Raw genomic sequence first — 23,675 nt, 5'->3', positions numbered from 1 at the left:
GATCACGCCCCGGCCCGATGGGAGCACCGCTATGCACGATGACCGTCGATTGGTAGAGAATCGCCTCGGGCGGGTCTTGGCGGAGCGGATCACTCCGGCGATCTACCCGGAGTCGCTGCCACTGAAGGTGTCCATCTGGGTCGCGCCGGATGAGCCGGTGCCGGTCGCCGAGGGCTTGGCCGCGCCTCGGACGCCGATCGAATCGGGCGCGAGGTGGGGCGCACCGTGGGCGACCAGTTGGCTCACGGTCGAAGCGACGGTGCCTGCCGCGTGGGCGGGCAAGACCGTCGAGGCGATCATCGATCTCGGTTTTGACCAGAACATGACGGGTTTCCAGTGTGAGGGCCTGGTCTATCGGCCGGACGGATCGCCGGTCAAGGGTTTGCACCCGCGCAATCAGTGGGTGCGGGTGGCGTCCTCGGCGGTCGGCGGTGAGCACGTGGTGTTGCACGTCGAGGCGGCCTCGAACCCGATCATTCCCTTCTTCTCGCCGACCGCGCTCGGGGACAAGTCCACCGCCGGTGACGAGCCGCAGTACCGGCTGGGTCGGCTGGACCTCGCGGTCTTCGACGAAGAAGTCTGGCTGCTGGTGCAGGATCTGGAGGTGCTCGGCGAGCTGATGCACGAGATGCCCGAGGAGCCCGCCCGCCGCTACGACATCGTGCGGGCGATCGAGCGCGCGCTCGACGCCGTCGATCTCGCGAACGTCAACCACACCGCGGCGGCGGCACGCGCGTGCTTGGCCGATGTGCTGGCCAAGCCGGCGGCGGCATCCGCGCACACGATCTCGGCGGTCGGGCACGCGCACATCGACTCGGCATGGCTGTGGCCGCTGCGTGAAACAGTACGCAAGGTGGCGCGCACCACCGCGAACATGACCGCGTTGCTGGCCGACGAGCCCGAGTTCATCTATGCGATGTCCCAAGCCGCGCAATACGACTTCATCAAGCGGCACCGTCCCGAGGTCTACGAGAGGGTCAAGAAGGCGGTGTCGGAGGGACGGTTCGTGCCGACCGGCGGCATGTGGGTCGAGTCGGACACGAATATGCCGGGCTCCGAAGCCATGGCGCGGCAGTTCGTGCACGGCAAGCGGTTCTTCCTGGAAGAGTTCGGTGTCGAGAACCAGGAGGCATGGCTGCCCGACACGTTCGGATTCGCCGCCGGGCTGCCCCAGATCATCAAGGCCGCCGGGTCCAAATGGCTACTGACACAAAAGATCTCCTGGAGCCAGCTCAACCAGTTTCCACACCACACCTTCCTGTGGGAGGGCATCGACGGAACCCGGATCTTTACCCATTTTCCACCGGTCGACACCTATAACTGCTCGATGCACGGCCGCGAGATCGCGCACGCCGCAAGGAATTTCAAGGACAAGGGCCGCGCGTCGATGTCACTGGCGCCGACCGGCTGGGGCGACGGCGGTGGCGGGACGACACGCGAGATGGTCGCCAAGGCCGCCAGGATGAAGAACCTCGAAGGCTCGCCGAAGGTGGTGTGGGACTGCCCCGCCGACTTCTTCGCCAAGGCCGAGGCCGAGTATCAGAACCCGCCGGTATGGGTGGGGGAGCTGTACCTGGAGTTGCACCGCGCCACGCTGACCAGTCAAGCCAAGACCAAGCAGGGTAACCGGCGCAGCGAGCACCTGCTGCGGGAAGCCGAGCTGTGGGCCGCCACGGCGGCGGTGCGGAAGAACTGCCAGTACCCCTACACGGCACTGGACCGGATCTGGAAGACGGTGCTGCTGCACCAGTTTCATGACATCCTGCCGGGCTCGTCGATTGCCTGGGTGCACCGGGAGGCGAAGCAGATATACGCCGCGGTGGCCGAGGAGTTGACGGCGATCATCGAACGGGCCCAATGGGTACTCGGCGGTGAGCGAGTGGGACCGAATGTCTTCAACCCGGCGCCGCACACGTGGCGATCGGTCCCGGCCGGTGCGGCGGCTGTGGTACAGCCTGGTCACCCCTGCTCGGTGGCCGAGCGCGCGGGTGGTGGGTTCGTCCTCGACAACAGCCTGTTGCGGGTCGAAGTGGACGCCCGCGGCCTGGTCGTGTCGGTGTTCGACCTCGAGCGGCAGCGTGAGACGCTGCCGCCGGGTTCGGCCGCGAACCTGCTGCAGCTGCACCCGGATTACCCGAACGCATGGGACGCTTGGGATGTCGAGCTCTTCTACCGAAACCGCGTCACCGACCTCACCGAAGCGGACTTCGTTGCGGTAGACACGGATTCGCCGGCCTCCGCTGTGGTGCGGGTGGGCCGTTCGTTCGGGTCTTCCAAGGTCGAACAGACCTTGGCGCTGCGCGCGGGCGCGCGAGGCCTCGACATCGAGACCGGCGTCGAGTGGTACGAGACGGAGAAGTTCCTCAAACTGGCTTTCCCCCTGGACATCCACGCCGACCGCTATGCCTGCGAGACTCAGTTCGGGCATCTGTTCCGGCCTACCCACATCAACACCAGCTGGGAGTATGCGAAGTTCGAAGCCTGCAACCACCGGTTCGTCCATTTCGCCGAGCCGGGCTGGGGTGTCGCGCTCGTCAACGACTCCACCTACGGACATGACGTCACCCGCACGGTCCGGGCCGATGGCGGGACGACGACGACACTGCGGGTTTCACTGTTGCGGGCGCCACGGTTTCCGGATCCGGAGACCGACCACGGTGCACACTACTTCCGGCACTCACTGGTCCCGGGCGCCTCGATCGGGGACGCGGTGTGTGCGGGCTACCGCGTCAACCTGACGCCGTTGCGGCCGGGTGTCGCCGAAGCCGTCGAGCCGCTGTTCACGATCGACAACGATGCCGTGGTGACCAGCGCTGTCAAACTCGCCGACGACGGCAGCGGCGATGTCGTGCTCCGCGTCTATGAGGCGCACGGCGGCCGTGCCTCGGCGCTGGTGGCCGCCGGTTTCGGTGTCGCAGGGTTCCAGGTCTGCGATTTGCTGGAGCGGCCGCTGCCGGGGGACGCCCCCGCGATAGCGGAGGGCACGGGAGTTCGCTTGCGGCTGCGGCCTTTCCAGCTCGTTACGCTCCGGTTCGCTCGTTCCCCTGAATCCGACGCCGAGTGAACAGTCCTCCGATTCAACGGCGGCGGAGTCGGACTGCCGCGACGTAGTCCCCGCACTCCCTCGCAAGTGATTCCATTGCGGTGGCTGGTTGGTTGCTGTCTGTCGTGCGGGCGTTGATGTTCGGCGGTACACTGCCGCTGGGCAGCGGGCAGGCCGGATGCGTTATGGATTGATGAGGGAACGGAATTGGTTATAGGCACGGACACGGCCTGGGTGCTGTTGTCTTCCGGGCTCATCTTCCTATGGGCGCTTGTACTGGGCGTGTGGAAATGGCAGGCGATGACCACCTCGCCGGAGGGATTGGCGCATCCGTATGTCGACATCGCCCACCGATCCGCATTGCTGTATTCGTTCGCCACCGCGTTGATCGCGGCATTCGTCGAACTGTCCGGTTGGCCGACCGCGGTGAATTCCGCAGCGGCCGCGACGATCATCCTGCTTTTCGTCGTGACGATCGCGAACTACATTCGGCTCGGATTGACGCGCGAAACCGACAATCAAATGCGCAATCCGCCGTCCTCGATGCGTTTTGTCCTGGCCGCCCTGATCATCGGCGAGATCGGCGGCTTCTGCGTCCTGCTCGCGGGCTTCGCCACGGCGCAACTCTAGCGCGCCATGCACGACAGCGCTCAATACAGTTCGCCGATCGGCGGTGATGAGCCACGGATTTCGATGTATGCACCGGAGTTCGCGGCGGATCCGCATTCCGCCTACGCGGCGATGCGGGAGCGATATGGGGCATTGGTGCCGGTAGATTTGGCGCCGGGTGTGCCTGCCACGTTGGTGATCGGATATTACACCGCCGTCCGAATCCTCAATGATCCCGATCATTTTCCGGCCGATCCGCGTGGCTGGCAGGTGAATGTGCCCGCCGACTGTCCGGTGTTGCCGATGCTGGAGTGGCGGCCGAATGCGTTGCGCACTACGGGGCTCGAGCACGCGCGGTATCGGCAGGCGAATATCGCGGGGCTCGGCAAGGTGGATCAGTACGGGCTGCACGACACCGTGGAGCGGATCGCGCTGCCGTTGATCAATTCGTTCTGTGCGGATGGGTCGGCGGATCTGGTGTGGCAGTACGCGTTCCCGCTTGCCTTCGCAGTGCTGAACGCGCTACTCGGTTGTTCGGCCGAGATCGCGGAGCAGGCCGCGACGGGGATGGCCGCGATCTTCGAGGGCGTCGACGCCGAACGCGGAAATACGATGCTGCTCGACGCGATGCTGAGGTTGGTTCTGCTCAAGCGGGCCGAACCCGGCGAGGACATCACCACCCGATTGTTGGAGCACCCGTGCGGGCTCGACGATATGGAGATGGTGCATCAGGTGGCCACGCTGTACGGCGGCGGCATTGAGCCGCAACAGAATTTGATCGTCAATGCGCTGCTGCTGATCCTCACCGACGAGCGGTTTGCCGGTGAAGTGCTGGGTGGGAGCCTGTCGACCCGGGACGCGCTCGACGAGGTGTTGTTCAATGATCCGCCGCTGGCGAATTTCTGCGTCAGTTTTCCACGGCAGCCGATTCTGATCGACGGCGTGTGGTTGCCCGCGCACCAACCGGTGGTCATCAGCATGGCCGCGTGCAACAACGATCGGCAGATCATCGGAAATCACCATGCGGGTAACAGATCTCATCTTGCCTGGGGTGCTGGGGCACACGCCTGCCCCGCGAGTTCGATGGCCTACTTGATCGCTCAGGCCGCCATCGACCAACTGCTCGACGCACTACCGGAGCTACGCCTGGCGGTGGCACCGGGTGAATTGGCCTGGCGGCCAGGACCATTCCATCGAGCACTGACCGCACTGCCGGTCGTCTTTCCGAAATCGCCACCACTGCCTCAGCGCTGACAGCGGCGGGAAAGTCGCGGCGGCGAAGCCCCCAGTTTCGGTGGCATACCTTCCCGGGTCTGTCCGCACTGTCTGCGACGCCGATAGCGTCTCCTGGCGGCGGCTCCCCTCGCCGCTCGAAAGGAAACATAGATGCGTAACCACGTTCGTGCCGGAGTGCTTGCCGGCGCAATCCTGCTGACGCCTTTGGCCGCAGTCGTGCCGGCTTCGGCCATCCCGCTGCAGCCCGCCGAACCCGTTGTCGAACAGTCGGATCCGGTCGCCAGCCCTGGCTGTCCCGGCGGCGCCCCGCACTGGGACTGCCTGCTGGAATCGCTGTCGGCCAGCGGCTCCGGCGGCTAGAGACTCCGCCACGTCGAAGTTCGCCGCTCTGCGGAACTTCGCTCTCAACGGCACCGATCACCGCAGCCACGGCGAGCAGGACCACGCGATCGGCACCTACATCCGCTGGCCCAACCAACACGCCAGCCCTGTCCGAGACTTCGCCGTCGGCTCCAAGATCCGCCACCCCGATTACCTACCGAAGGTTGCCTGACGCAGCACTAGCCGCCCGCTCCGCGTCTCCGAACAATCCCATCACTCGGTCCCAGAGGGAATGGGTGGAGTCCCGGATTTTCGGGCGTTGCTCCGAAGGTGTAGACGATACGGTGATGCCGTGTTGTTTCACGACATCACCGAGCAGCGGCGGACGAACGGTTAATGATCGCGATGGGATTCGTATCACTGTGAAAATCGACACCACTCTGACCGGCGGACTCAGCACGATGGGCACGGACGCCGCCGCCGCGGAGGCAGCGGGATATGCCGGTATATGGACGTTCGAAGGTGCGCATGATCCGTTCCTGCCGCTATTGCTTGCCGCCGAACACACCGATCGGGTCGAATTGGGCACCTCGATCGCGGTGGCGTTTGCCCGTAATCCGCTGTTGCTGGCCACCATCGCATGGGATCTGCAGGCGTTCTCCCAAGGCCGGTTCGTCCTCGGTCTCGGCAGCCAGATCCGAGCTCATATCACTCGCCGCTACTCGATGCCGTGGAGTCAGCCGGCCCGCCGCATGCGTGACATGGTGCTGGCCGTGCGGGCTATCTGGGACAGCTGGCAGCAGGGCGGTCGACTCGACTATCGCGGTGAGTTCTATCAGCACACGCTGATGCCGCCGCTGTTCATGCCGGCTCCTGCTGAGGTCGAAGGTTTCGGTCCCCCGCCCATCTATCTCGCGGGCGTGGGACCGCAGATGACGACTGTCGCTGGAGAGGTGGCCGACGGATTTATGTCCCATCCGTTCTGCACGCCGAAATTCCTGCGCGAAGTAACCCTTCCCGCTTTGGAACAAGGTGCTCGGAGCGCACGGAAATCTGTGGACGACATCGTGATTCATCATTCCGCGATGATCGCGATAGGCAGGTCCGATAGTGAGAGGGCCGCGGCCAGGCAGGCGATCCGAAAGCAGCTGGCCTTCTACGGATCGACACCGGCGTATTGGCCGATTCTCGACCTCCATGATCGCGCGGAGCTGGGCCCCCGACTGAAGGACATGTCCAAGAAAGGGGAATGGGACCGGATGGCCGACCTGATCGACGACCCATTCCTCGACGCTGTCGCAGTGACTGTCACCGACCCCGCCCGAGCTGCGGCGCAGCTGCATGAGCGGTACGACGGGATCGTCGAGCGGCTCGGATTCAGTACGCCTTACCAAGCTGACCCAACGTTGCTGGCGGAACTGTTGCGGCAGTTGTAGGGTTTCACGGCGCTCGGGCCGACCCGCCCGCCGTCGACATTATCGCACGGAAAGCGTTCCAGCAGAACGTCTTCGAGCATGGTATCGCCCGCAGGCGTGCCTTACACCGGGCCTCGGCCGCAGTGGTCAGGAGTTCGTGCCGACCGGTGTCTCCACGGCTATTTCGCCACCCAGCTCGTAGCCGCTACCCAGCCGCAGCTTGTCCCCGCTCCAGAATCGACCCGGGTCATACCAGTTGGGGCTGCGGTGCTGCGGCAGCAGTCCCATCGCCTGGTATGTCGCGGCCACGATCTCCGCGCAGTACGCGTTCTCGAATTCTTGGGCGGCTACCTGGCGCGGCTTGTGGCGCGGGAGACGCGCCCGGCCGCGTAGCCAGCGCCCGGCGAGACCGGCGGTGGATGGGAACGGGATTCCGTCGAGCCGGGCGATGGTGCGCAGCAGGCTGTCCTCCATCTCTCGGGTGACCGGACGGTTCAACTGGCGCAGCCACGCCCGCTGACCGTAACGGTGCGCCCACACCAGCACCGCATCGCGCAGATTGTGTAACTGGACGCCACGGTGCGCGACTCCCGACCACATGTCGGGCAGTGATCGGCCGAGCTCCGCATGCCAGATCAGCGCGGGTAGATCGTCGATCACGACGGACATGCCGACATGGTTGACCGGACTGTTCGTCGTCATCCGGATCGCCCGGTCGGCTGCCGAATGCCCACGGAACAGCCAGATGTCGCCAGTTCTGGTGAGCTCGAGCGCTCGGTCGAGACTGATGCCCGTACCCGTCATGGCCGTAGCCTATGCGGTATGAGGTGGTGGAAGGCAGTGGGATTGGCGGGTGCGGCCGGTGTGGTCGCCACCGGTGTGGTGATTGTGCGTGCCGAACGTCGGCGCCGTGCCTACACTCCCGACCAGGTCCGCGAACAATTGCATGTGCGATTCGCCCAAGCGGTGTCGGCCCAGACGGCCGTCGAAACCGCCGCTCCGGGACCGCGGAACGCCTCCGGTATCCAGGGGCGCGTCCGACGCTTGTTCCGGCGTTGACCACAGCCGGGCCGCGCGGGTCGGCGGCTACTACTCGCCCGTAGCGTCGTGGGTACCTATTCTCCTCGGGTGACAACGGAGTCGGAACCGTGTATCCGCATCCCTCAATAGATCGGCTGGCTGTGAGCGCCACTACCTTCGACTCCGTCCCGAGCCCGGCAGCGTCCGGCAGACGCTCCGAGGCGATCCACCGTTTTCTCGTCAAACCCGTCGACGCCGGCATCGGGGGATCGGTCGACGGCGGCAAGCTCCTCGAATGGATCGACAAGGTCGCCTACGCGGCGGCGGCCCAGTGGAGTGGGTGCTACTGCGTGACCGCCTACGTAGGGAACATTCACCTCGACCGGCCGATCGCGGTCGGTGAGCTGGTCGAGTTGCATGCGAACCTCGTCCACACCGGCCGCACGAGCATGCATATCCTCGTCAGCGTCTATTCCTCCGATCCGACCCGGAAGCGGCCGGTGCAAACGGCGCAGTGCCTGACGATCTTCGTCGCGGTCGACGACAATCGGCAGTCCGTGGCAGTCCCGCAATGGGATCCGGCCACAATCCTCGAGCTCCAGCGGCATCGGCAGGCACGGGCCAGGATTTCGGTGCGAAAGCGGATCGAGGAGGCCATGGCTGCCCAGCACTACACTGCCTCGGGCACCGCGCCGAGCGCCACGCTGCGATTCCTGGCGGCCCCCTCGGATATCAATTGGGGCGGCAAGGTGCACGGCGGCCGCACGATGGGGTGGATCGACGAGGCCGCCTACGTCTGCGGAGCCGATTGGGCCGGGCAGCATGTCATTACGTCCTACTTCGGCGGGATCCGCTTCTACCAGCCGATCGTCATCGGCCACATCGTCGAGGCCACCGCTCGGCTGATCTATACCGGGCCGCGCAGCATGCACGTCAGTGTGCACGTGACATCGACGGACACCCACTCCGGCAGACCCGAGCTCGCGGCGCATGGCCTCGCTGTCGTGGTCGCGGTCGACGACAGCGGAAAAGCGCGGCCGGTCCGGCAATGGGCGCCGGTTTCCGAGGAGGATCGGGCGCTCGAGGCGCATGCCCGCCACCTCGTCGATCTGCGTTCGCAGGTTGAGCCGTTCACCTCGGCGAGCGATATGCCGGCCGACGCCGAACCCAGCCACTTCCGCGCCCCGATGCCGGGCTGAATCCATTCCAGGCCGGACTGTGTAGCGGTGACCGAAACCACCCGAGTTTCAGACGAATCACCAACGGCCCGACACCTGTATGCCGGGCCGTTGTACTCGAGGGTTCAGCTGTTGCCGAACGAGATCCGAGTGGGAACAACAAACGGCGACTGAGGCCCGACCAGACCACCCCGACAGAACGGCGAGGGAAGTCCGAAGCCGCGGCAACCAGCCACCCGTCACGTTGTCACGCTGCCCGTGGGCGGGTAGTGGTTCCCGCCCAGGTTTGGGCGCTGCTTGCCGCAATCTCGGCTGTTGCGGCTGACCGGAAATGCGAGGATGCGGTGGCGGTGCGCCGTAGTAGCTGAGCGGGTGTGGACACAGCCGAGCTATCTGGATCGCGATCGTTTACCATTCGGGGACCGAACCACGGCCGGTGGCCGATTCGGCCCGGCCCGCTGTCGATATCGCTATTGAGTTGTGGCGGAGTGTGGTCGGGGAGGGAGTTTGTGGTGGGCGAGTACACGCTGGTGGTCGAGAAGCGGCTCGCCACGATGCGGGCCGAGTATGTGACGTTGCTTCGGGCCGAGCCGGTCTGGTCGCTGCGGGAGTTGTTCAGCACGTCCGACTGTGACGTCGTCGACTTCTGCCGGGGTTTCGCGCCGAATCCGTTCGGGGAGAGCGCCTGTGCGGATGTGGAGGAGTTCTGCACCCGGCACGGTATCTGGCTGCAGGCTGGGGGCGCGCACTACAACAGCATGACGCCGTATCTGCATCCGCACGCCGTCACCGCCGAGCGGATGACGATCATCGGGATCTACAACGCAATATTGTTCTGGCTCAACGATACTGTCGGCCGGGAGAAGTTTGCCCACCTGACCGCCGCCGAACAACGACAGGCCCGCGTCACGGTGGAACGCCTGTGCGACTTGATCGAGACACGGTGTGCCGCCGCGGATCCTAGTTCGGTGGAGGCGGCGACCGCCGAATTCCTGGCGTTGGCCGACCGGCAGGCCGACGCGGACTGGCTGGCTCGGTTTCTGGATTCCACTGTCGATCATCTGCGACCGGCGATCCGGGATCAGAACGCCCGAGCGCGCGGTGACTTGCTGACGGTAGTCGACTACATCGAATTGCGTGCGCATGTGTCAGGGATGTACCCGGCGATCGCGCTGTGCGAATTCGGCCGCGCCGAGTATCTGCGCTGGGAGCGTGTGCGTGCCGCTGGACTCGAGGTCGACCTGCGGCGGTTGCAGCGGTTGACCGTGGAGATCGGGGCGCTGATGAACGACGTGTTCTCCTTCGAGAAGGAATGCATCTGGGACCGCGCCGATTTCAATCTGATCCCGGTGTGCCTGCTGAATACTCCCGGTGCAGGCCTGTCCGACGCCGTGCACGCCGCCGCACAGATCGTGCGCGACCGGATATCCGAGTTCCGCCTGGTTCGCGCCCGGATCGGCCGGGTGTGCGCCGATACCGACCCGACCATTGCCGAGCCGGTATCGGCGCACGTGCAGGATCTGCTCGGGTGCGTGCAGGCCACCTGGGTGTGGCAGATCGCCACCATGCGATACAAGGGCGAATCGGTCTTCGCCGAGAACCGGCTCGCATGATTGTTACCGTGCTCGGGGCTTTCACGCGATACTGTGTCGAATCGGGCTATCGTCGAGTGAACGGATCACGGTCTTCGGCGAGGGGTGGTCGAGTGGTGTGACGTATCGAAGGGCTGGGGTGGACGACAGCAAGAGTGCGGTATTGGCTCGAACCTGGTGGCAAGCGCTTGCCAGGGCAGGCGACATGCCTGCCTTGGACGGCCGAGGCCTTCAATTGTTGGCCGGCCTGATCGACGATCTCGCGAACGCGGTGGATGCCGATCCCTTCGACGTCACTGTGGGCGCCCGGGTGGGAGCGGCGCTGGCGACCGCGCAATTGGACGACCAGCGGGTGCCCGCCGTATCGGCGCAGGTTTTGTACCAGCTGGCCGAGCGCAGTGTGCGACCCGACGCCGGACAGCGACTCGCCGGGCTGCTGGCCGCGTTGGGCCAAGGCCACCAGCTGGAGCTGGACCAGGCGCGCGATGTCCCGAGTTCGGCGGTCGATCGGGGGCTCGATAGAACCGATCGCGACGAACGGGATGCGCGGTTTCGTATCCTGTTCGATAACACGACCATCGCCATCGCTATCGGTGACACCGACGGAAAGCTGCTGGAAGCCAACCGGGGACTGGCCGACATGATCGGCGTCTCGGTGGACGAGCTCCGCGGGATCTCGGTCTACGACTTCGCCCATCCCGATGACCGGAACGATATCCGGGCGCTGCTCTACGACAAGCTGGTGCCAGCAGGGGAGGGCACCGTTACGCTGGACCGGCGCTTGGTGCGCGCCGACGGCAGCGTGGGGTGGATGTCGTTCGCCATCTCGTATGTGAAGGGCAATGGCGGTCAGCCGGATTATCTGCTGGCCATCGGAGCCGACGTTACCGAGCAGCATCGGCTCCAGGACGAACTACGCAGGCAGGCCAGGCACGATCCGCTGACCGGCCTGCCGAACCGGCGTTACCTACTCGAACGCATCGATGAACTCACCACGACCGCCGCGGAAGGCGACCGGGCCGGATTGTGCTTCGCCGATCTGGACCACTTCAAAAATGTCAACGACCGCTTCGGCCACGGCACGGGTGACAAGGTCCTGACAGCGGTGGCGGCCCGCCTGAACGACGTGCTCAGTGAACACGACTGCCTGGTCTCCCGACTAGGTGGCGACGAATTCGTCGTCTTGGTCCCGCCGCCTGCCACCGCCGCCCAGATCACGGTGATCTCAGAAAAACTCTTGTCGGTGTTCTCCGACCCGATCACGATCGATGGCCAGCAGTTGCAGGTGGCAGCCAGCATCGGGGCGGTGGTGACACCGATCGTCGGCGCCAATGCGGAATCCCTCCTCGACGCCGCCGACGCCAGCCTGTATTACGCCAAGACCAGCGGAAAAGGGCACTGGGTGTTGCACACCCTGCAGGCTTTGACCTGAGTGCCGACCTCGCCAACAGCAGACGCGCGCGGTCGGCGAGCGCGAGAGCTCGCTGTTGAAGACCAGGTTCGAACCCGCTGCGGCGAATCGGCCTGTTCCCCTACCAGATCCGCGCTCAGCACCTGTCCTGCTCCACGTCGAGCATGGCCGCACCAACTGACCGCAACGACGCCGCTACCCGGAAGGCACTGGTGTCCGAGGTCGGTACGACACCGCGCCGATGAATCTCGATGTGCCGAAAACCGTTCGAAGCAAGGGTAATTCGGCAAAGACTTCGGTATTTGGTCAATCGACCTGAATGCTCCGAGATGCTCGAGAATGCTGTGTCCTGGGTCTCCTTGGGATTCAAATCACGTTGACCCGAAGTGTATTCGGCCATAACCTCGATAGCTGTCGATGGTCGACGAAGATCATCCGGCTGCTTATCCGAGCCTTGCGTTCGCGCTGGTTCATCGAGGGGCGCAACTCGCTCCACCCAATTCGCTACAAGCGAAAACGAAAGATCCAAAAGGTCGAAATCCGAATAATGGCATATTCAACTTCAGAACAATTCAAATACGTTGAGCCGCAGGGTTCCGGGTCTCGATCCGGTTGGCGATGTTGGTGTATCGCGGCGTTGAGCCTGCTCACCTTCGCGTTCCTTTTCCAGCCGTGGCTCTCGGCGTCGGGGCCGGCGGGGGACCTGCACGCCAACGCCTTCGGCCGGATCGATGGCTCCGTACCCGAGCTCAATACTCTCGGGTACGCGCCCGCCAACCATATTTCCATCAGCGGTACCTGGGGCATGCTGGCCGCCATCACCGCAGTGATCACCCTATTCGCCGCGATGCTGTACATGGTCGTGCGTATCGAGGCGTTGTCGTGTCTCATGGCCGGCGCCAGCGTGGCCACAGCGCTGTTCGTCCTGGCGGCGGTGCTGTATCTCAACGGCCAAGCGCCTGCGCTGCGCGACATGACCAAACACAGCGACGCGATGGCCACCGGACTCGGCAGCATTCTGCGGAATTTCTTCGGTGGCGGTGAGGGGTCGAACCCCGAGGCGGCACAACAGGTCGCCAGCGCCGCGATGAAGACTCCTGCGCTGATCTGCGGTCTCGCCGCGGCCGCCGCGGCCGCTTTCGCCCTCGCCGAGTTGCGGAATCGAATCCGCATCACTGTGGTGAATGACCCGAATGCCGATTCCTCATACCTGCTGACGCCGTCATCCCGCGAAGAGTTCGGTGAGCCTGGTTTCACCGAAGAGCGCGGGCCGGAGAGCTCCATCGATCCTCGCGTCGCTGTCTCGCTCGACCTTCTCGAGTCGGCCGGCTACACCGTGTCCGACGGGATGGGCATCGCCGCGCGGACAGCCGCGAACCCACTGCCGATCAAGATTGTCGTGACCGGCCACCACGATCGTGAAATGGTGCTTCACCCGCAGTGGGTGGGGGAGCTCGAACCGCGTGGTGGCGTGAATTACGAAGGTATTCAAGGTCTTCGTTTTCGACGTAGGGGAGTCGAGTTGGTGTTGGCGAACGTGAACGACGTGAGCTGACCAGATAATTTTTGAGTTGCAGGATCGACGGCGTCGGACGCCACTGCGGACGTATTGCGGACGCAGGTGCCGACGCCGTCGAATTTTTTTGCCCTCCAGCCTCTTACGCCTCGACTGCCATCATCCGAGTTGTAAAACGAAGTAATTGTTGGATGTTTCGAATCTTCTAGGTTGGCGGAGGTCGTTCTGTTCGACGATCGGTGCAACCTCGGAATCCGCCGTTGAGCTAATTCGCGGTCCGTCAGTGCGTTCACGCACCTTCGGTGATGCATCTCGTCGGCGCCGAGCGGGCGGCTCTGAATAGTGTTTTCGCTCGAGCGGAGTGAGCGGGTTGTGTAGTGCGACGAGTTCTCCGCCACGGTAGATTTCGACGACTTCGGCGACGACAGCTGAAGTCGGGCGTTGAGAACGTTTTCATCATCAATGCTCTGATCAGTGGACGAGCTCGCGGGGAATCGGCTTGCTGCCCGAGGGGGCCGGACCAGCGTTCATGCGTGCTGGAGTCATGAATCTAGTTCTCCTGCAAACGATTTCATTGCGCACTCCGAATGTCGGCCGATCGCAACGGTCTGGCTACCCAGTGGCCAAGGCGCTCGAACGCGCCAATGTGCCACAGGCTCGTCGGCAAAGGCTGGAGCTGATCGTCGCTGGCGCGACGGTCGATCCGATCGCGGGCGAGTAGTCGTGGCGGGTTCGGCCTCTGTCGCTGTGGCTTGCGATCGCCGGCGCCCGCTCAGCCCGAGAGCGGCGGCTATCACGGTCTTCGGCGGCGGGTGCGTAGCCGACTGGGCGACGGTGGCCACGCTATTTTTCGCGGGCGGTGCTGGCGGCGTTGCAGTGGTCGAGCGGTTCGATGTCTTTGTCCCGCAACGCCGACGACGTACCGGGTGTGGCGGCCTCGCGGTCTCTTCACAGTCGGCGAATTAAGAACATCCCGGTTGGTTTGCAATTGGAATCGGTGAGTCCATTGTGTGAGAGAAATGATGGGATCAATTCAATATGACGTGGCAACTAATTTGCATGGCCGGATTGGGGTGGCCGAATCGGTCCAATCCTATTGATCATGCCGTTGTGTAGCGGTACATTACCCCCACTGTGCCGTTACTTGGTGGCACGTTAATCGACGACATAATCGTCGTAATGTGAGGGGTTTTGGCCATGACCACAGTTCGACCTCCCTCAGAGGTGTCGGGGCCCGTAAATACGCTGCACGATGAGGACGCTGGTTACCACAAGTCGCTTCGTCCGCGTCAGGTACAAATGATCGCGATCGGCGGCGCCATCGGCACCGGCCTGTTCCTGGGTTCGGGAGGCAGGCTGGCCAACGCGGGGCCGGGGCTTTTTCTCGTCTACGCCGTCTGCGGCGTGTTCGTGTTCTTCATCCTGCGCGCGCTCGGCGAGCTGGTGCTGCATCGCCCCTCCTCGGGGTCGTTCGTTTCCTACGCTCGTGAGTTCTACGGCGAGAAGCTGGCTTTCACGGTCGGGTGGATGTACTTCTTCCAGTGGTGCATGACCGGAATCGTGGACATCACGGCCATCGCCACTTATGTCCACTTCTGGGGAGCCTTCGAGGCGATTCCGCAGTGGCTGATCGCGCTGGTCGCGCTGGCGTTGGTGGTCAGCATCAACATGGTGTCGGTCAAGTGGTTCGGTGAGCTGGAGTTCTGGGCCGCGATGATCAAGGTCGTCACTCTGGTGACCTTCCTGATCGTCGGCACCATCTTCCTCGCGGGCCGATTCACGATCAAGGGCGAGCACACCGGCCCGCAGGTGATCGCCGATAGTGGCGGCTTGTTCCCGAGCGGCATCCTGCCATTGGTTCTGGTCACCACGGGTGTCGTATTCGCCTACGCCGCGGTCGAGTTGGTCGGCACGGCGGCCGGTGAGACAGAGAATCCGGAGAAGATCATGCCGCGGGCGATCAACTCCGTCATCGCTCGGATCGCGCTGTTCTACGTCGGATCATTGGTGCTGCTGGGTTTGTTGCTGCCCTACACCGCTTTCAAGTCCGGCGAGAGCCCTTTCGTCACCTTCTTCTCCCGGATCGGTGTCGACGGCGCGGGTTCGGTCATGAATATGGTCGTGTTGACCGCGGCGTTCTCCAGCCTGAACGCGGGCCTGTACTCGACCGGCCGGATCCTGCGGTCGATGTCGATGAACGGCAGTGCGCCCGCCATCGCGTCGCGGATGTCCAGCGGCGGTGTGCCGTATGTCGGCATCCTGGCGACCGGTGCTATCGCGTTGTTCGGTGTCGGCTTGAACGTGGTAGTGCCCGACAAAGCGTTCGAGATCGTGCTGAACATGTCGGCGCTGGGCACCATCGTGGCGTGGACGGCGATCGTGGTCTGCCAGTTGCAGTTGTGGCGCTGGGCGCGTGACGGCAAGGTGGAGCGGCCGAAGTTCCGGTTGATGGGTGCGCCCTACACCAGCTACGCGACGCTGGTGTTCCTGGCGACGGTGGTCGTGCTGATGGCGTTCAGTGATGACGAGTTGCAGCGTGGCGCGGTGATCGCCGTGGCCGTCATCGTGGTTCCGATGCTGGTCGTCGGGTGGTTTCTCGCCCGCAAGCGGGTAGCGAGCATCGCGCAGCAGCGTGAAGGTCACACCGGCCGGTTTCCGGTGCTCGCTGAGCGGCCGTCGTCTGATCGCGAGGCAGGCGACCAGGCCATCGTTCACAACGAACGCGAATAGGGGCGTGTCCTGCTCCCAGGGCGTCGCGATGTTCTGGGAGCAGAGTCGCGGCTCGACCGCGAGCGGTCATCTCGCTCGCGTCGTACGGTGATGGCAGGACCGAGTTTTATGGAAGGGATCGCGATGCGCGTCGATGTCGAATTCACCAGTGGCGCAGTAACCTTGCGGGGCTGGCTCTACCGGCCGGAACCGACGTCGGGCAGCACCCCGCTGGTGGTGATGACACACGGCTTCGCGGGCATCAAGGAATGGGTCGCCCCGTTTGCCGAAGTGTTCAGCGCCGCGGGCCTGGCCTGTCTTGTCTACGACCACCCCGGATTCGGGACCTCCGATGGTGAACCCCGCTACGAGGTCGACCCCACCGCCCAGATCGAGGGCTACCGCGACGCGATCACCTTCGCCCAGACTCTGGACGGCATCGACCCGGAACGAATCGGCCTCTGGGGAACCAGCTACGCGGGCGGGCACGTCTTGGTCGTCGCGGCGACCGACCGCCGTGTGCGCGCCGTCGTCTCGCAGGTGCCGATCACCAACGGCTGGGCCAACTTCCGCAGCTTGGTCCCCTCCATCATGCTGCCCGCCGTCCACGCGGCCATCGCCGCGGACCGCCGAGCCCGCGCCTCCGGCAAACCGCACGAGACGATCAAGGCGGCCTCCGATGATCCCACCGAGCTCGTCGCTATGCCGGGTATCGAGGTCTACAACTGGTTGATGGCCAATGGCCCGCAAGTCCCTACCTGGCGTAACGAGGTCACTCTCTCCAGCGTCGACAAGTTCCAGTCCTACACCCCGGAAGCGTTCCTGCGCCGCGTGTCCCCGACGCCACTGCTGATGGTGATCGCCGATCAGGACACCTTGACACCCAGCGATATCGCTCTGCAGGGCTACGCCGAGGCGCTGGAACCCAAACAACTGGCTCTGATCCCCGGCTCCCACTTCGCCGTGTACGAGGAGCAGTTCCAGCAAGCATCCTGCGTCGCAAGGGATTTTCTGCTCACGAAGCTGAGCGAATAGCGCTTGCCCTGGGTCGGCATGCGGGCACTCGCTCCTCTTCGCCAGCAGTGGCGCCCACCGGGCGAAGTGGCCTGGTGGGCGCTGGCCCTATTGGGCGGGGTTGGGGCTGGGCAGCACCGCCGGCAATGCGCGCCGGCGAGCTGCCCTGGTAGCCGTGCTGCGCGAAATGTTCGAACGCGACACCGACGATCCGGGTACGGGCCAATTCGCCCGATCGGTGTGCGGAATCGGTTGCTGCCATGAGCCGGAAGCCTATTTGCCGCTTCCGCGTACGCGAGCGGGCCGACATGCTCAGTGGCATGGTGTTTCCTCGCCGCCTCTCCCACCGCGCCCGCAGCGGGACAATCTGTCTGGTGATGGTGCTCGTTGTGCTGCTCAGCGGCGGCTTCGGCCTGTTCCGTCTGATGAACTCCCGGACCTTCCAGTTCTTCGGTGGCCTGACCGACCGGGTGGACACCACATCGAAAGTCGTCGCGCTGACATTCGATGACGGACCGGATCCCGCTGGCGCGCAACCTGTGCTGGATGTGCTGGCCGACAAGGGGGTGCCCGCGACGTTCTTCTTGATCGGGCAGGAGTTGGAACGTCATCCGGAACTCGGTGTGGCCATCGCGAAAGCGGGGCACGAGATCGGCAACCACACCTACTCGCATCAGCGAATGGTCTTCGTAACGCCGGGCACGGTAGCCGGCGAAATCGAGCGCACGGACGAGCTGATTCGAAACACCGGGTACACCGGCGAGATCACGGTTCGTCCGCCCAACGGCAAGAGGCTGCTGACATTGCCGTATTACTTGCACAGGCATGACCGGAAAACGATCCTGTGGGACGTCGAACCGAATTCGTATCCGGAGGTCGACAGCAGCGCGGCGGCGATCGCCGACTACACGGTGGCCAAGGTGCGACCGGGTTCGATCGTGTTGCTGCACGCCATGTACGGCGGGCGGCAGCAGACGATAGCCGCGATCGCCCCGATGATCGACAAGCTCAGGGCACGCGGCTATCGGTTCGTCACCATTTCCCAGTTGTTGCGCGCGCAGGGGACCTGAGGGCAGAGGACGGCGGTGCAGGGAACTGCCCGAGCGGCGGCGGGCTGTGTGACACCCACCGCCGGCCCGGTAACCGCGTCAGATAGACCGGGTTGGTTCCGGCGTCGACGGTTCGTCGGCGCGATGTGCTGTGCTCAGCGGATCGGCGATGTCCTCCAGCGATTTACCTTCGGCGTCGACACCGAAGCGCCATGCGACCAGCCCGCCGATGACCATCGTTGCGGCGCCGATGATGTACCCCCAGGTCAGTGGGAGCCGGTCCAGGTCGACATTGTCGGCGCCGCCGATCAGCCGGCTGAAGAAGTACGGTGCGACCACACCGCCTGTGCCCTGCGCGATCGCGAAGAAGAACGAGATGGCTTGGCCGCGCAGCTCCAACGGGAAGATCTCGCTGACGGTGAGATAGGCCGAGGACGCCCCCGCTGAGGCGAAAAAGAAGATGACACACCAGAGCGCGGTCTGGGTGACGGCATTCAGTAGTCCCGCATTGAACGCCCAGGCCGAGACGAGTAGAAGTGTGCCGGAGCCGACGTAGGTGGCACAGATCATTTTTCGACGTCCGATGCTGTCGAAAAGCGGCCCGAGTACCAACGGTCCGATCAGGTTGCCCACCGCGAACGGGAAGAAGTAGTACCCGGTGTGGTCCAGCGGCACGTCATAGAAGTAGATCAGCACCATGCCTTGAGTGAAGAAGATCGAGTTGTACAAGAATGCCTGCGTGGCCATCATCGTGAACCCGAGGAGGGACCGGGAGGGGTACTTGCCGAAGAAGATACGAGCCATCTGCAGATAAGACAGCCGGCCCGCGTCGACGATGTCCAAGGCCTTGCTTTCGTCGACCGGGGGCAGTTCGACACCTCGGCTTCGTATGCCCTCCTCGATCTCATCTACCGTTCGCTCGGCCTCGGCGGCCCTACCGTGTGTGAGGAGCCATCGCGGGCTCTCCGGCACCTGGCGGCGCAAGAAGATGATGATCAGCCCGAGAACCGGTCCGATGAAGAAGCCGATCCGCCATCCCCAGTGCAGCGGGACGATGTCTTCATTGAAGAGCACCAGACTGGCCGCCGCGCCCAATGCGGCTCCACCCCAATAAGTACCGTTGATGGCGATGTCGACTCGCCCTCGGTATTTCGCGGGCATGATCTCATCGATCGCCGAGTTGATTGCCGTGTATTCGCCGCCGATCCCGGTGCCGGCAATGAAACGGAAGAAGTACAGCGACCAGGCGCTCCACGACAGGCCGGCCAATCCGCTACCGACAAGATAAATCGCCAACGTCAGGATGAAGAGTTTCTTGCGCCCGAGTTTGTCGGTGATTCTGCCGAAGACCAGTGCGCCGACCACCTGTCCGGCCAGATACCACGACGCTGCCGCGCCGACCTGCCCGCTCGTGAGGTGCAGGGTGCTCGGGCTCTCCAGCACGCCACCCATGCTGCTGACGATCTGGATCTCTAGTCCGTCCAGGATCCAGGACACCCCGAGTCCGATGACTATCAACGAGTGGAATCTCGTCCACGGCAGCCGATCCATTCGAGCAGGGACCAGGCTTCGAACGACTTCCACAGGTGGCCTTGACATTTCGTGATCACCTCAATCATTGGAGATTGGTTGGTTCCCCGGCCGACATCGGCCCGGGGTACTGCGAGGGGGATGGTCGCTGCCGCCCGGTCGATCCGGCCGTGCCTCGAACCGCGCGAACGGAGTTGTCGGGAGAGCGTTCGGGACGGCGTCGAATATCGAGTCCGGCAACGGATTTCCGTATCGGTCGCTGCGACCGGCCCGCGCGAGTCCGTCGAAAGGCCTGGACCGCAGTCTCGATACCCGCATTGGCAACGCGCTTCACCGCCCGGACCGTAGAAACTCAGGTCGCGCCGGGGCGGCGCAACCATCGACTCGTTACATAGCGTGCCAATAGATGGTGGCACAATAAAACATGACGCGCAGTGACACTTAACTTTTCGCCGGTTTTGCCCGCCTCGGGTGGCAGGGAGGTCGTGTGCGGCCGGCGTAGCGCCGACGCCACCCCGAGGTACGTGACCAGGCTCACGATCCGGTATCGACGCCGGTGAGAAAGGCTGCTGACCAGTAGTTTCCGGGGAGCTCACGGGTCGATGGGCGGGAAAATCGGGTGATGTTTGTCGGTGCCGACCGGAATACTGACGCGCGCCCGATGAGTTCGAGTGGCCGATTCCGTCTCAACCACTGTGGCGCCGGGACACGATCCGGTGACTCGGCCAACGGGCCACACGTATTACTGCCAACGCACCAATGCTCCGGAGGTACCCGATGCCCGCCGAACCATCCGCTCCCGCCTCGGGAAGGCGGACACCGACCGTCATCCGGGTGCTCGTACTCGCGACCTTCGTGGTGATCCTGAACGAGACCATCATGATCAACGCGATCCCGCGTCTGATGGAGGACCTCGCGGTCACCGAACGGGCGGCGCAGTGGGTGTCCACCGCGTTCATGCTCACGATGGCGGCCGTCATCCCGACCACCGGCTGGTTCCTGCAGCGGGTATCGACCCGGCAGGCGTATACCGTGGCGATGGGGGTCTTCCTGGCCGGTACCGCGCTGTCGGCCGTCGCGCCGTCGTTCGCGGTGCTGCTGCTCGGGCGGATCGTCCAGGCAGGCGGCACCGCGGTGATGATGCCGCTGCTGATGACCACGCTGATGACCGTCGTGCCCGAGCAGGACCGCGGCCGGGTGATGGGCAATGTCACCCTTGCGATTTCGGTCGCGCCCGCGCTGGGGCCGGTGGTTTCCGGGGTGGTGCTGCAGATCGGTTCGTGGCGTTGGCTTTTCGTCCTGGTGCTGCCGATCACTGGGGTAGTCACCTGGCTGGGTCTGCGCCGGCTGGAGAACATCGGTGAACCGCAGGCCGGGGCGATCGACTGGGCCAGCGTGCTGCTGGCCGGACTCGGATTCGGTGGGCTGGTATTCGGGCTCAGCCGGTTCGAGAGCGGCAACCTCACCAGCCCGGCGCTGATTGTCGCCGCGGGCTCGGCGCTCATCGCCGCGTTCGTGTTCCGTCAGCTGCGCATGCAGCGCACCGGCACCCCGCTGCTGGATCTGCGGGTCTTGCGGTCAGGTACCTATGCGAAGGCGCTGGTGCTGATGTCGATCGCGTTCATGGCGATGCTCGGGTCGATGATCCTGCTGCCGTTGTATCTGCAGAACCTGCGTGGCCTGAGCCCGTTGGAGACCGGCCTGCTGGTGATGCCGGGCGGGTTGGCGATGGGTCTACTCGGACCGACCGTCGGGCGCTTGTTCGATCGGTTCGGCGGACGGTTGCTGGTGATTCCCGGGTCGATCGGGATCGCCGCGTCGCTGGCTGGATTCACCCAGATCTCGATGACCATGCCGTACTGGCAACTGATCGCCCTGCACGTGCTGCTGATGGTGTCGCTGGCCGCGGCCTTCACGCCGGTCTTCACTCTCGGCCTCGGTGCTCTGCCACAGCACCTGTACTCGCACGGCAGCTCCATGCTCGGCACCCTGCAGCAGGTCGCCGCGGCCTTCGGCACCGCGTTGGTGGTGACGGTGATGTCGGCCCGCAGCACCGAGCTCATCGCTGACGGTGCCGACCCGGTCACCGCCCACCTCGACGGCATGCGCCTGGCCTTCGTCGTCTCCGCCGCCTTGGCGCTGATCGTGATTGCCATGGCGGTGCTCCTTCCGAGCCGGGCAGCCGCCCCGGAAGCGGCCGGAGAGCCCGACACCGCGGCCCCCGAACTGGTCAAGGGCTGACCGATTCGGCACGACTGAGCCCCTGGCTGCCTGCTGCGCACGCCAGGGGCTTTGTTGTCGTCGGTCCGCGAAACCGCCGCGGACCCGGAAAACTGCAAGCGGTTGATGGCGCAAACGATGCGGTCACGATCAACTTGGGGCGCGTTGTCCCTGGCTGGGGGCTCGAAGGCAGCTAGTCTCGGTATCCGATTCTCGAAGGCATGGCTATCCCCCATCGAAGGAAGGGATTGTTTCGTGAGGAGTCGAATACTCAGCTTGACCGCAGTTGTGACCGGAGCTTTCATCGCGGTCGGTGTCGGGGCGTTTTCCGCAGCCGACCCATGGATGCTTCCGGCTGTGGAGGCCAGCGGCTTCTACCTGCCGCCCGTGCCGCTGCCGCCGGGAGACCCAGGCACCATCATCCGGACCGAACCGGCGCCGGTGGCGCTGTCAGCCCCCGGGCAGCCCGGAATAATCCCGGCGATGGGGACACGCCTGATGTACCTCAGCAGCGATGCTCAGGACGCGCCGACCGCTGTGGTTGGCACGTATCTGGAGCCGGCTACGCCGTGGACCGGCCCGGGGGAGCGCCCGCTGATCGCGTACGGGGTCGGCACGAAGGGGCAGGGCGATCAGTGTGCGCCGTCGAAGTTGTTGCCGGACCTTGTCCATTTCCAGCCGCCGCTCGACGTGATTTTCGAGTACGACGTGGTAGCGCTCCACTCCCTGCTGTCGCGTGGCATGGCGGTCGTGGTCACCGATTACCACGGCCTCGGCACGCCCGATATTCACGACTATCTCAACCGGAAGGCACAAGCACACGCGTTGCTGGACTCCGCGCGTGCCGCGTTGCGGTTGCCGAGCAGCCTGCACCCGAATTCACCGGTCATTCTTTACGGGTACTCCCAGGGCGGTATGGCCTCCGCAGGCGCGGCCGAGCTGCAACCGAGCTACGCTCCGGAGCTGAATGTGCGCGGCGCGTACGTCGGGGGGCCGGTGGTGGATGACGAGTACTTCATCGGTTACAACGACGGCCGACCCTCCGTCGCACCCACCTACGCGTGGATTCTCAACGGCATCGCCGCCTACTACCCCGAGACGCGACCGGTGCTCGACGTTGAACTCAACGACATCGGTAAGGCGATCCTGGATGACTCCCAGAACAAATGCGCCGTCCCGGTCGGGCTGGCCCAGGCCCATCAGTACACGTCCCAGTGGACCACCAGCGGACAACCACTCATCGCCGTGATCGATCAGTCCCCGGCGTTGAAAGCGGCATTCGACGAGCAGCGTGTCGGCTCGCTCACCCCGTCGGTTCCCGTATTGATCTCCTCGGCCAAGAACGACGAGGGCGCGCCGTACACGCCGATCCGGGACATGGCCGCCAACTGGTGCGGTCGTGGTGCGCCGATTCAGCTGGAGTCGAATGCGGACATTCCCCCGGTCTCCGGAGCAGTCGGCACTCACGTGCTGGCCTTTTTCCCGTCGCTGGTGGCCTCGCAACAATGGATGACCGATCGGCTGGCGGGTGCCCCCGCCCCGTCCAACTGTGCTGCATTGCCGTAGTTTCCGGTGCACAGCATATCCGGTGGCGTGGGGACTCCGATCGGATACACGGCGTCCGGTGTCTGCCCGCGCGTCGTCGGCGCGTCGCACCTGAGTGTGCGTGCACTGTGCAGGGTGGCGGGGGGGGGGGGGGGGGGGCCCCCCCCCCCGGGGGCCCGCCCCGGGCACACCCGCACCGGGGTTAGGGCGCCCCCCCCCCCCCGCGCCCCCCCCCACAAATTTGTGGAGTTGTTGGCCCCGACCCCC

Annotated in this window: 17 protein-coding genes; 15 read left to right on the top strand and 2 right to left on the bottom strand. The window is 64.6% G+C overall.

Annotated elements, in window-relative coordinates; translation table 11 throughout:
* Positions 1-31 precede the first annotated feature (31 nt).
* The 5 genes from ACFU4Z_RS08680 to ACFU4Z_RS08660 all read left to right on the top strand — a co-directional run bounded on the left by ACFU4Z_RS08680 (position 32) and on the right by ACFU4Z_RS08660 (position 6,645).
* The gene (locus ACFU4Z_RS08680) at positions 32-3,064 is read left to right on the top strand and encodes an alpha-mannosidase (protein WP_379060798.1); all 3,033 of its coding nucleotides are present in this window, start codon (positions 32-34) and stop codon (positions 3,062-3,064) included.
* Between the two features lie 186 nt (positions 3,065-3,250).
* On the top strand, positions 3,251-3,673 hold the full coding sequence (locus ACFU4Z_RS08675) for a hypothetical protein (RefSeq protein WP_379060797.1): 423 nt from the start codon (positions 3,251-3,253) through the stop codon (positions 3,671-3,673).
* A 6-nt stretch (positions 3,674-3,679) separates the two neighbouring features.
* Complete coding sequence (locus ACFU4Z_RS08670; RefSeq protein WP_379060796.1) at positions 3,680-4,906, top strand: cytochrome P450; 1,227 nt, start codon at positions 3,680-3,682, stop codon at positions 4,904-4,906.
* A gap of 132 nt (positions 4,907-5,038) precedes the next feature.
* Positions 5,039-5,248: a hypothetical protein gene (locus ACFU4Z_RS08665; RefSeq protein ID WP_379060795.1), complete on the top strand. Its 210-nt coding sequence runs from the start codon at positions 5,039-5,041 to the stop codon at positions 5,246-5,248.
* Positions 5,249-5,631: 383 nt separating this feature from the next.
* Complete coding sequence (locus ACFU4Z_RS08660; RefSeq protein WP_379060794.1) at positions 5,632-6,645, top strand: TIGR03617 family F420-dependent LLM class oxidoreductase; 1,014 nt, start codon at positions 5,632-5,634, stop codon at positions 6,643-6,645.
* 126 nt (positions 6,646-6,771) lie between these two features.
* Here the strand turns inward: ACFU4Z_RS08660 and ACFU4Z_RS08655 are convergent, their stop codons facing one another.
* Positions 6,772-7,428 carry a hypothetical protein gene (locus ACFU4Z_RS08655; RefSeq protein ID WP_379060793.1) on the bottom strand — a complete coding sequence of 219 codons (657 nt, stop codon included), beginning with the start codon at positions 7,426-7,428 and terminating at the stop codon, positions 6,772-6,774.
* An 18-nt stretch (positions 7,429-7,446) separates the two neighbouring features.
* Between ACFU4Z_RS08655 and ACFU4Z_RS08650 the strand changes: the two genes are divergently transcribed.
* The 8 genes from ACFU4Z_RS08650 to ACFU4Z_RS08615 all read left to right on the top strand — a co-directional run bounded on the left by ACFU4Z_RS08650 (position 7,447) and on the right by ACFU4Z_RS08615 (position 18,134).
* Complete coding sequence (locus ACFU4Z_RS08650; RefSeq protein ID WP_379060792.1) at positions 7,447-7,683, top strand: hypothetical protein; 237 nt, start codon at positions 7,447-7,449, stop codon at positions 7,681-7,683.
* A gap of 185 nt (positions 7,684-7,868) precedes the next feature.
* Entirely contained in the window at positions 7,869-8,843 is a 975-nt protein-coding gene (locus ACFU4Z_RS08645) for an acyl-CoA thioesterase (RefSeq protein WP_379060894.1), read from the top strand.
* Between the two features lie 491 nt (positions 8,844-9,334).
* Positions 9,335-10,435: a terpene synthase family protein gene (locus ACFU4Z_RS08640; RefSeq protein ID WP_379060790.1), complete on the top strand. Its 1,101-nt coding sequence runs from the start codon at positions 9,335-9,337 to the stop codon at positions 10,433-10,435.
* A 118-nt stretch (positions 10,436-10,553) separates the two neighbouring features.
* On the top strand, positions 10,554-11,846 hold the full coding sequence (locus ACFU4Z_RS08635; protein WP_379060789.1) for a diguanylate cyclase domain-containing protein: 1,293 nt from the start codon (positions 10,554-10,556) through the stop codon (positions 11,844-11,846).
* A gap of 616 nt (positions 11,847-12,462) precedes the next feature.
* Positions 12,463-13,380: a hypothetical protein gene (locus ACFU4Z_RS08630; RefSeq protein WP_379060788.1), complete on the top strand. Its 918-nt coding sequence runs from the start codon at positions 12,463-12,465 to the stop codon at positions 13,378-13,380.
* Positions 13,381-14,538: 1,158 nt separating this feature from the next.
* The gene (locus tag ACFU4Z_RS08625; RefSeq protein WP_379060787.1) at positions 14,539-16,071 is read left to right on the top strand and encodes an amino acid permease; all 1,533 of its coding nucleotides are present in this window, start codon (positions 14,539-14,541) and stop codon (positions 16,069-16,071) included.
* 108 nt (positions 16,072-16,179) lie between these two features.
* Positions 16,180-17,085, top strand: a complete 906-nt coding sequence (locus ACFU4Z_RS08620; RefSeq protein ID WP_379060786.1) for an alpha/beta hydrolase — start codon at positions 16,180-16,182, stop codon at positions 17,083-17,085.
* A gap of 299 nt (positions 17,086-17,384) precedes the next feature.
* The gene (locus ACFU4Z_RS08615; protein WP_379060785.1) at positions 17,385-18,134 is read left to right on the top strand and encodes a polysaccharide deacetylase family protein; all 750 of its coding nucleotides are present in this window, start codon (positions 17,385-17,387) and stop codon (positions 18,132-18,134) included.
* Positions 18,135-18,212: 78 nt separating this feature from the next.
* On the opposite strand, the gene ACFU4Z_RS08610 is transcribed toward ACFU4Z_RS08615, so the two are convergent.
* Complete coding sequence (locus tag ACFU4Z_RS08610) at positions 18,213-19,712, bottom strand: MFS transporter (RefSeq protein WP_379060784.1); 1,500 nt, start codon at positions 19,710-19,712, stop codon at positions 18,213-18,215.
* A 708-nt stretch (positions 19,713-20,420) separates the two neighbouring features.
* On the opposite strand from ACFU4Z_RS08610, the gene ACFU4Z_RS08605 reads away from it, so the two are divergent.
* Positions 20,421-21,884: an MDR family MFS transporter gene (locus ACFU4Z_RS08605; protein ID WP_379060782.1), complete on the top strand. Its 1,464-nt coding sequence runs from the start codon at positions 20,421-20,423 to the stop codon at positions 21,882-21,884.
* Positions 21,885-22,139: 255 nt separating this feature from the next.
* Positions 22,140-23,429, top strand: coding sequence for a lipase family protein (locus ACFU4Z_RS08600; RefSeq protein WP_379060781.1), 1,290 nt, complete (start codon positions 22,140-22,142; stop codon positions 23,427-23,429).
* Positions 23,430-23,675 lie beyond the last annotated feature (246 nt).

It is taken from the genome of Nocardia sp. NPDC057440 (assembly GCF_042802915.1).
GTDB lineage: Bacteria > Actinomycetota > Actinomycetes > Mycobacteriales > Mycobacteriaceae > Nocardia.
This window is presented reverse-complemented; position numbering and strand designations above follow the sequence as displayed.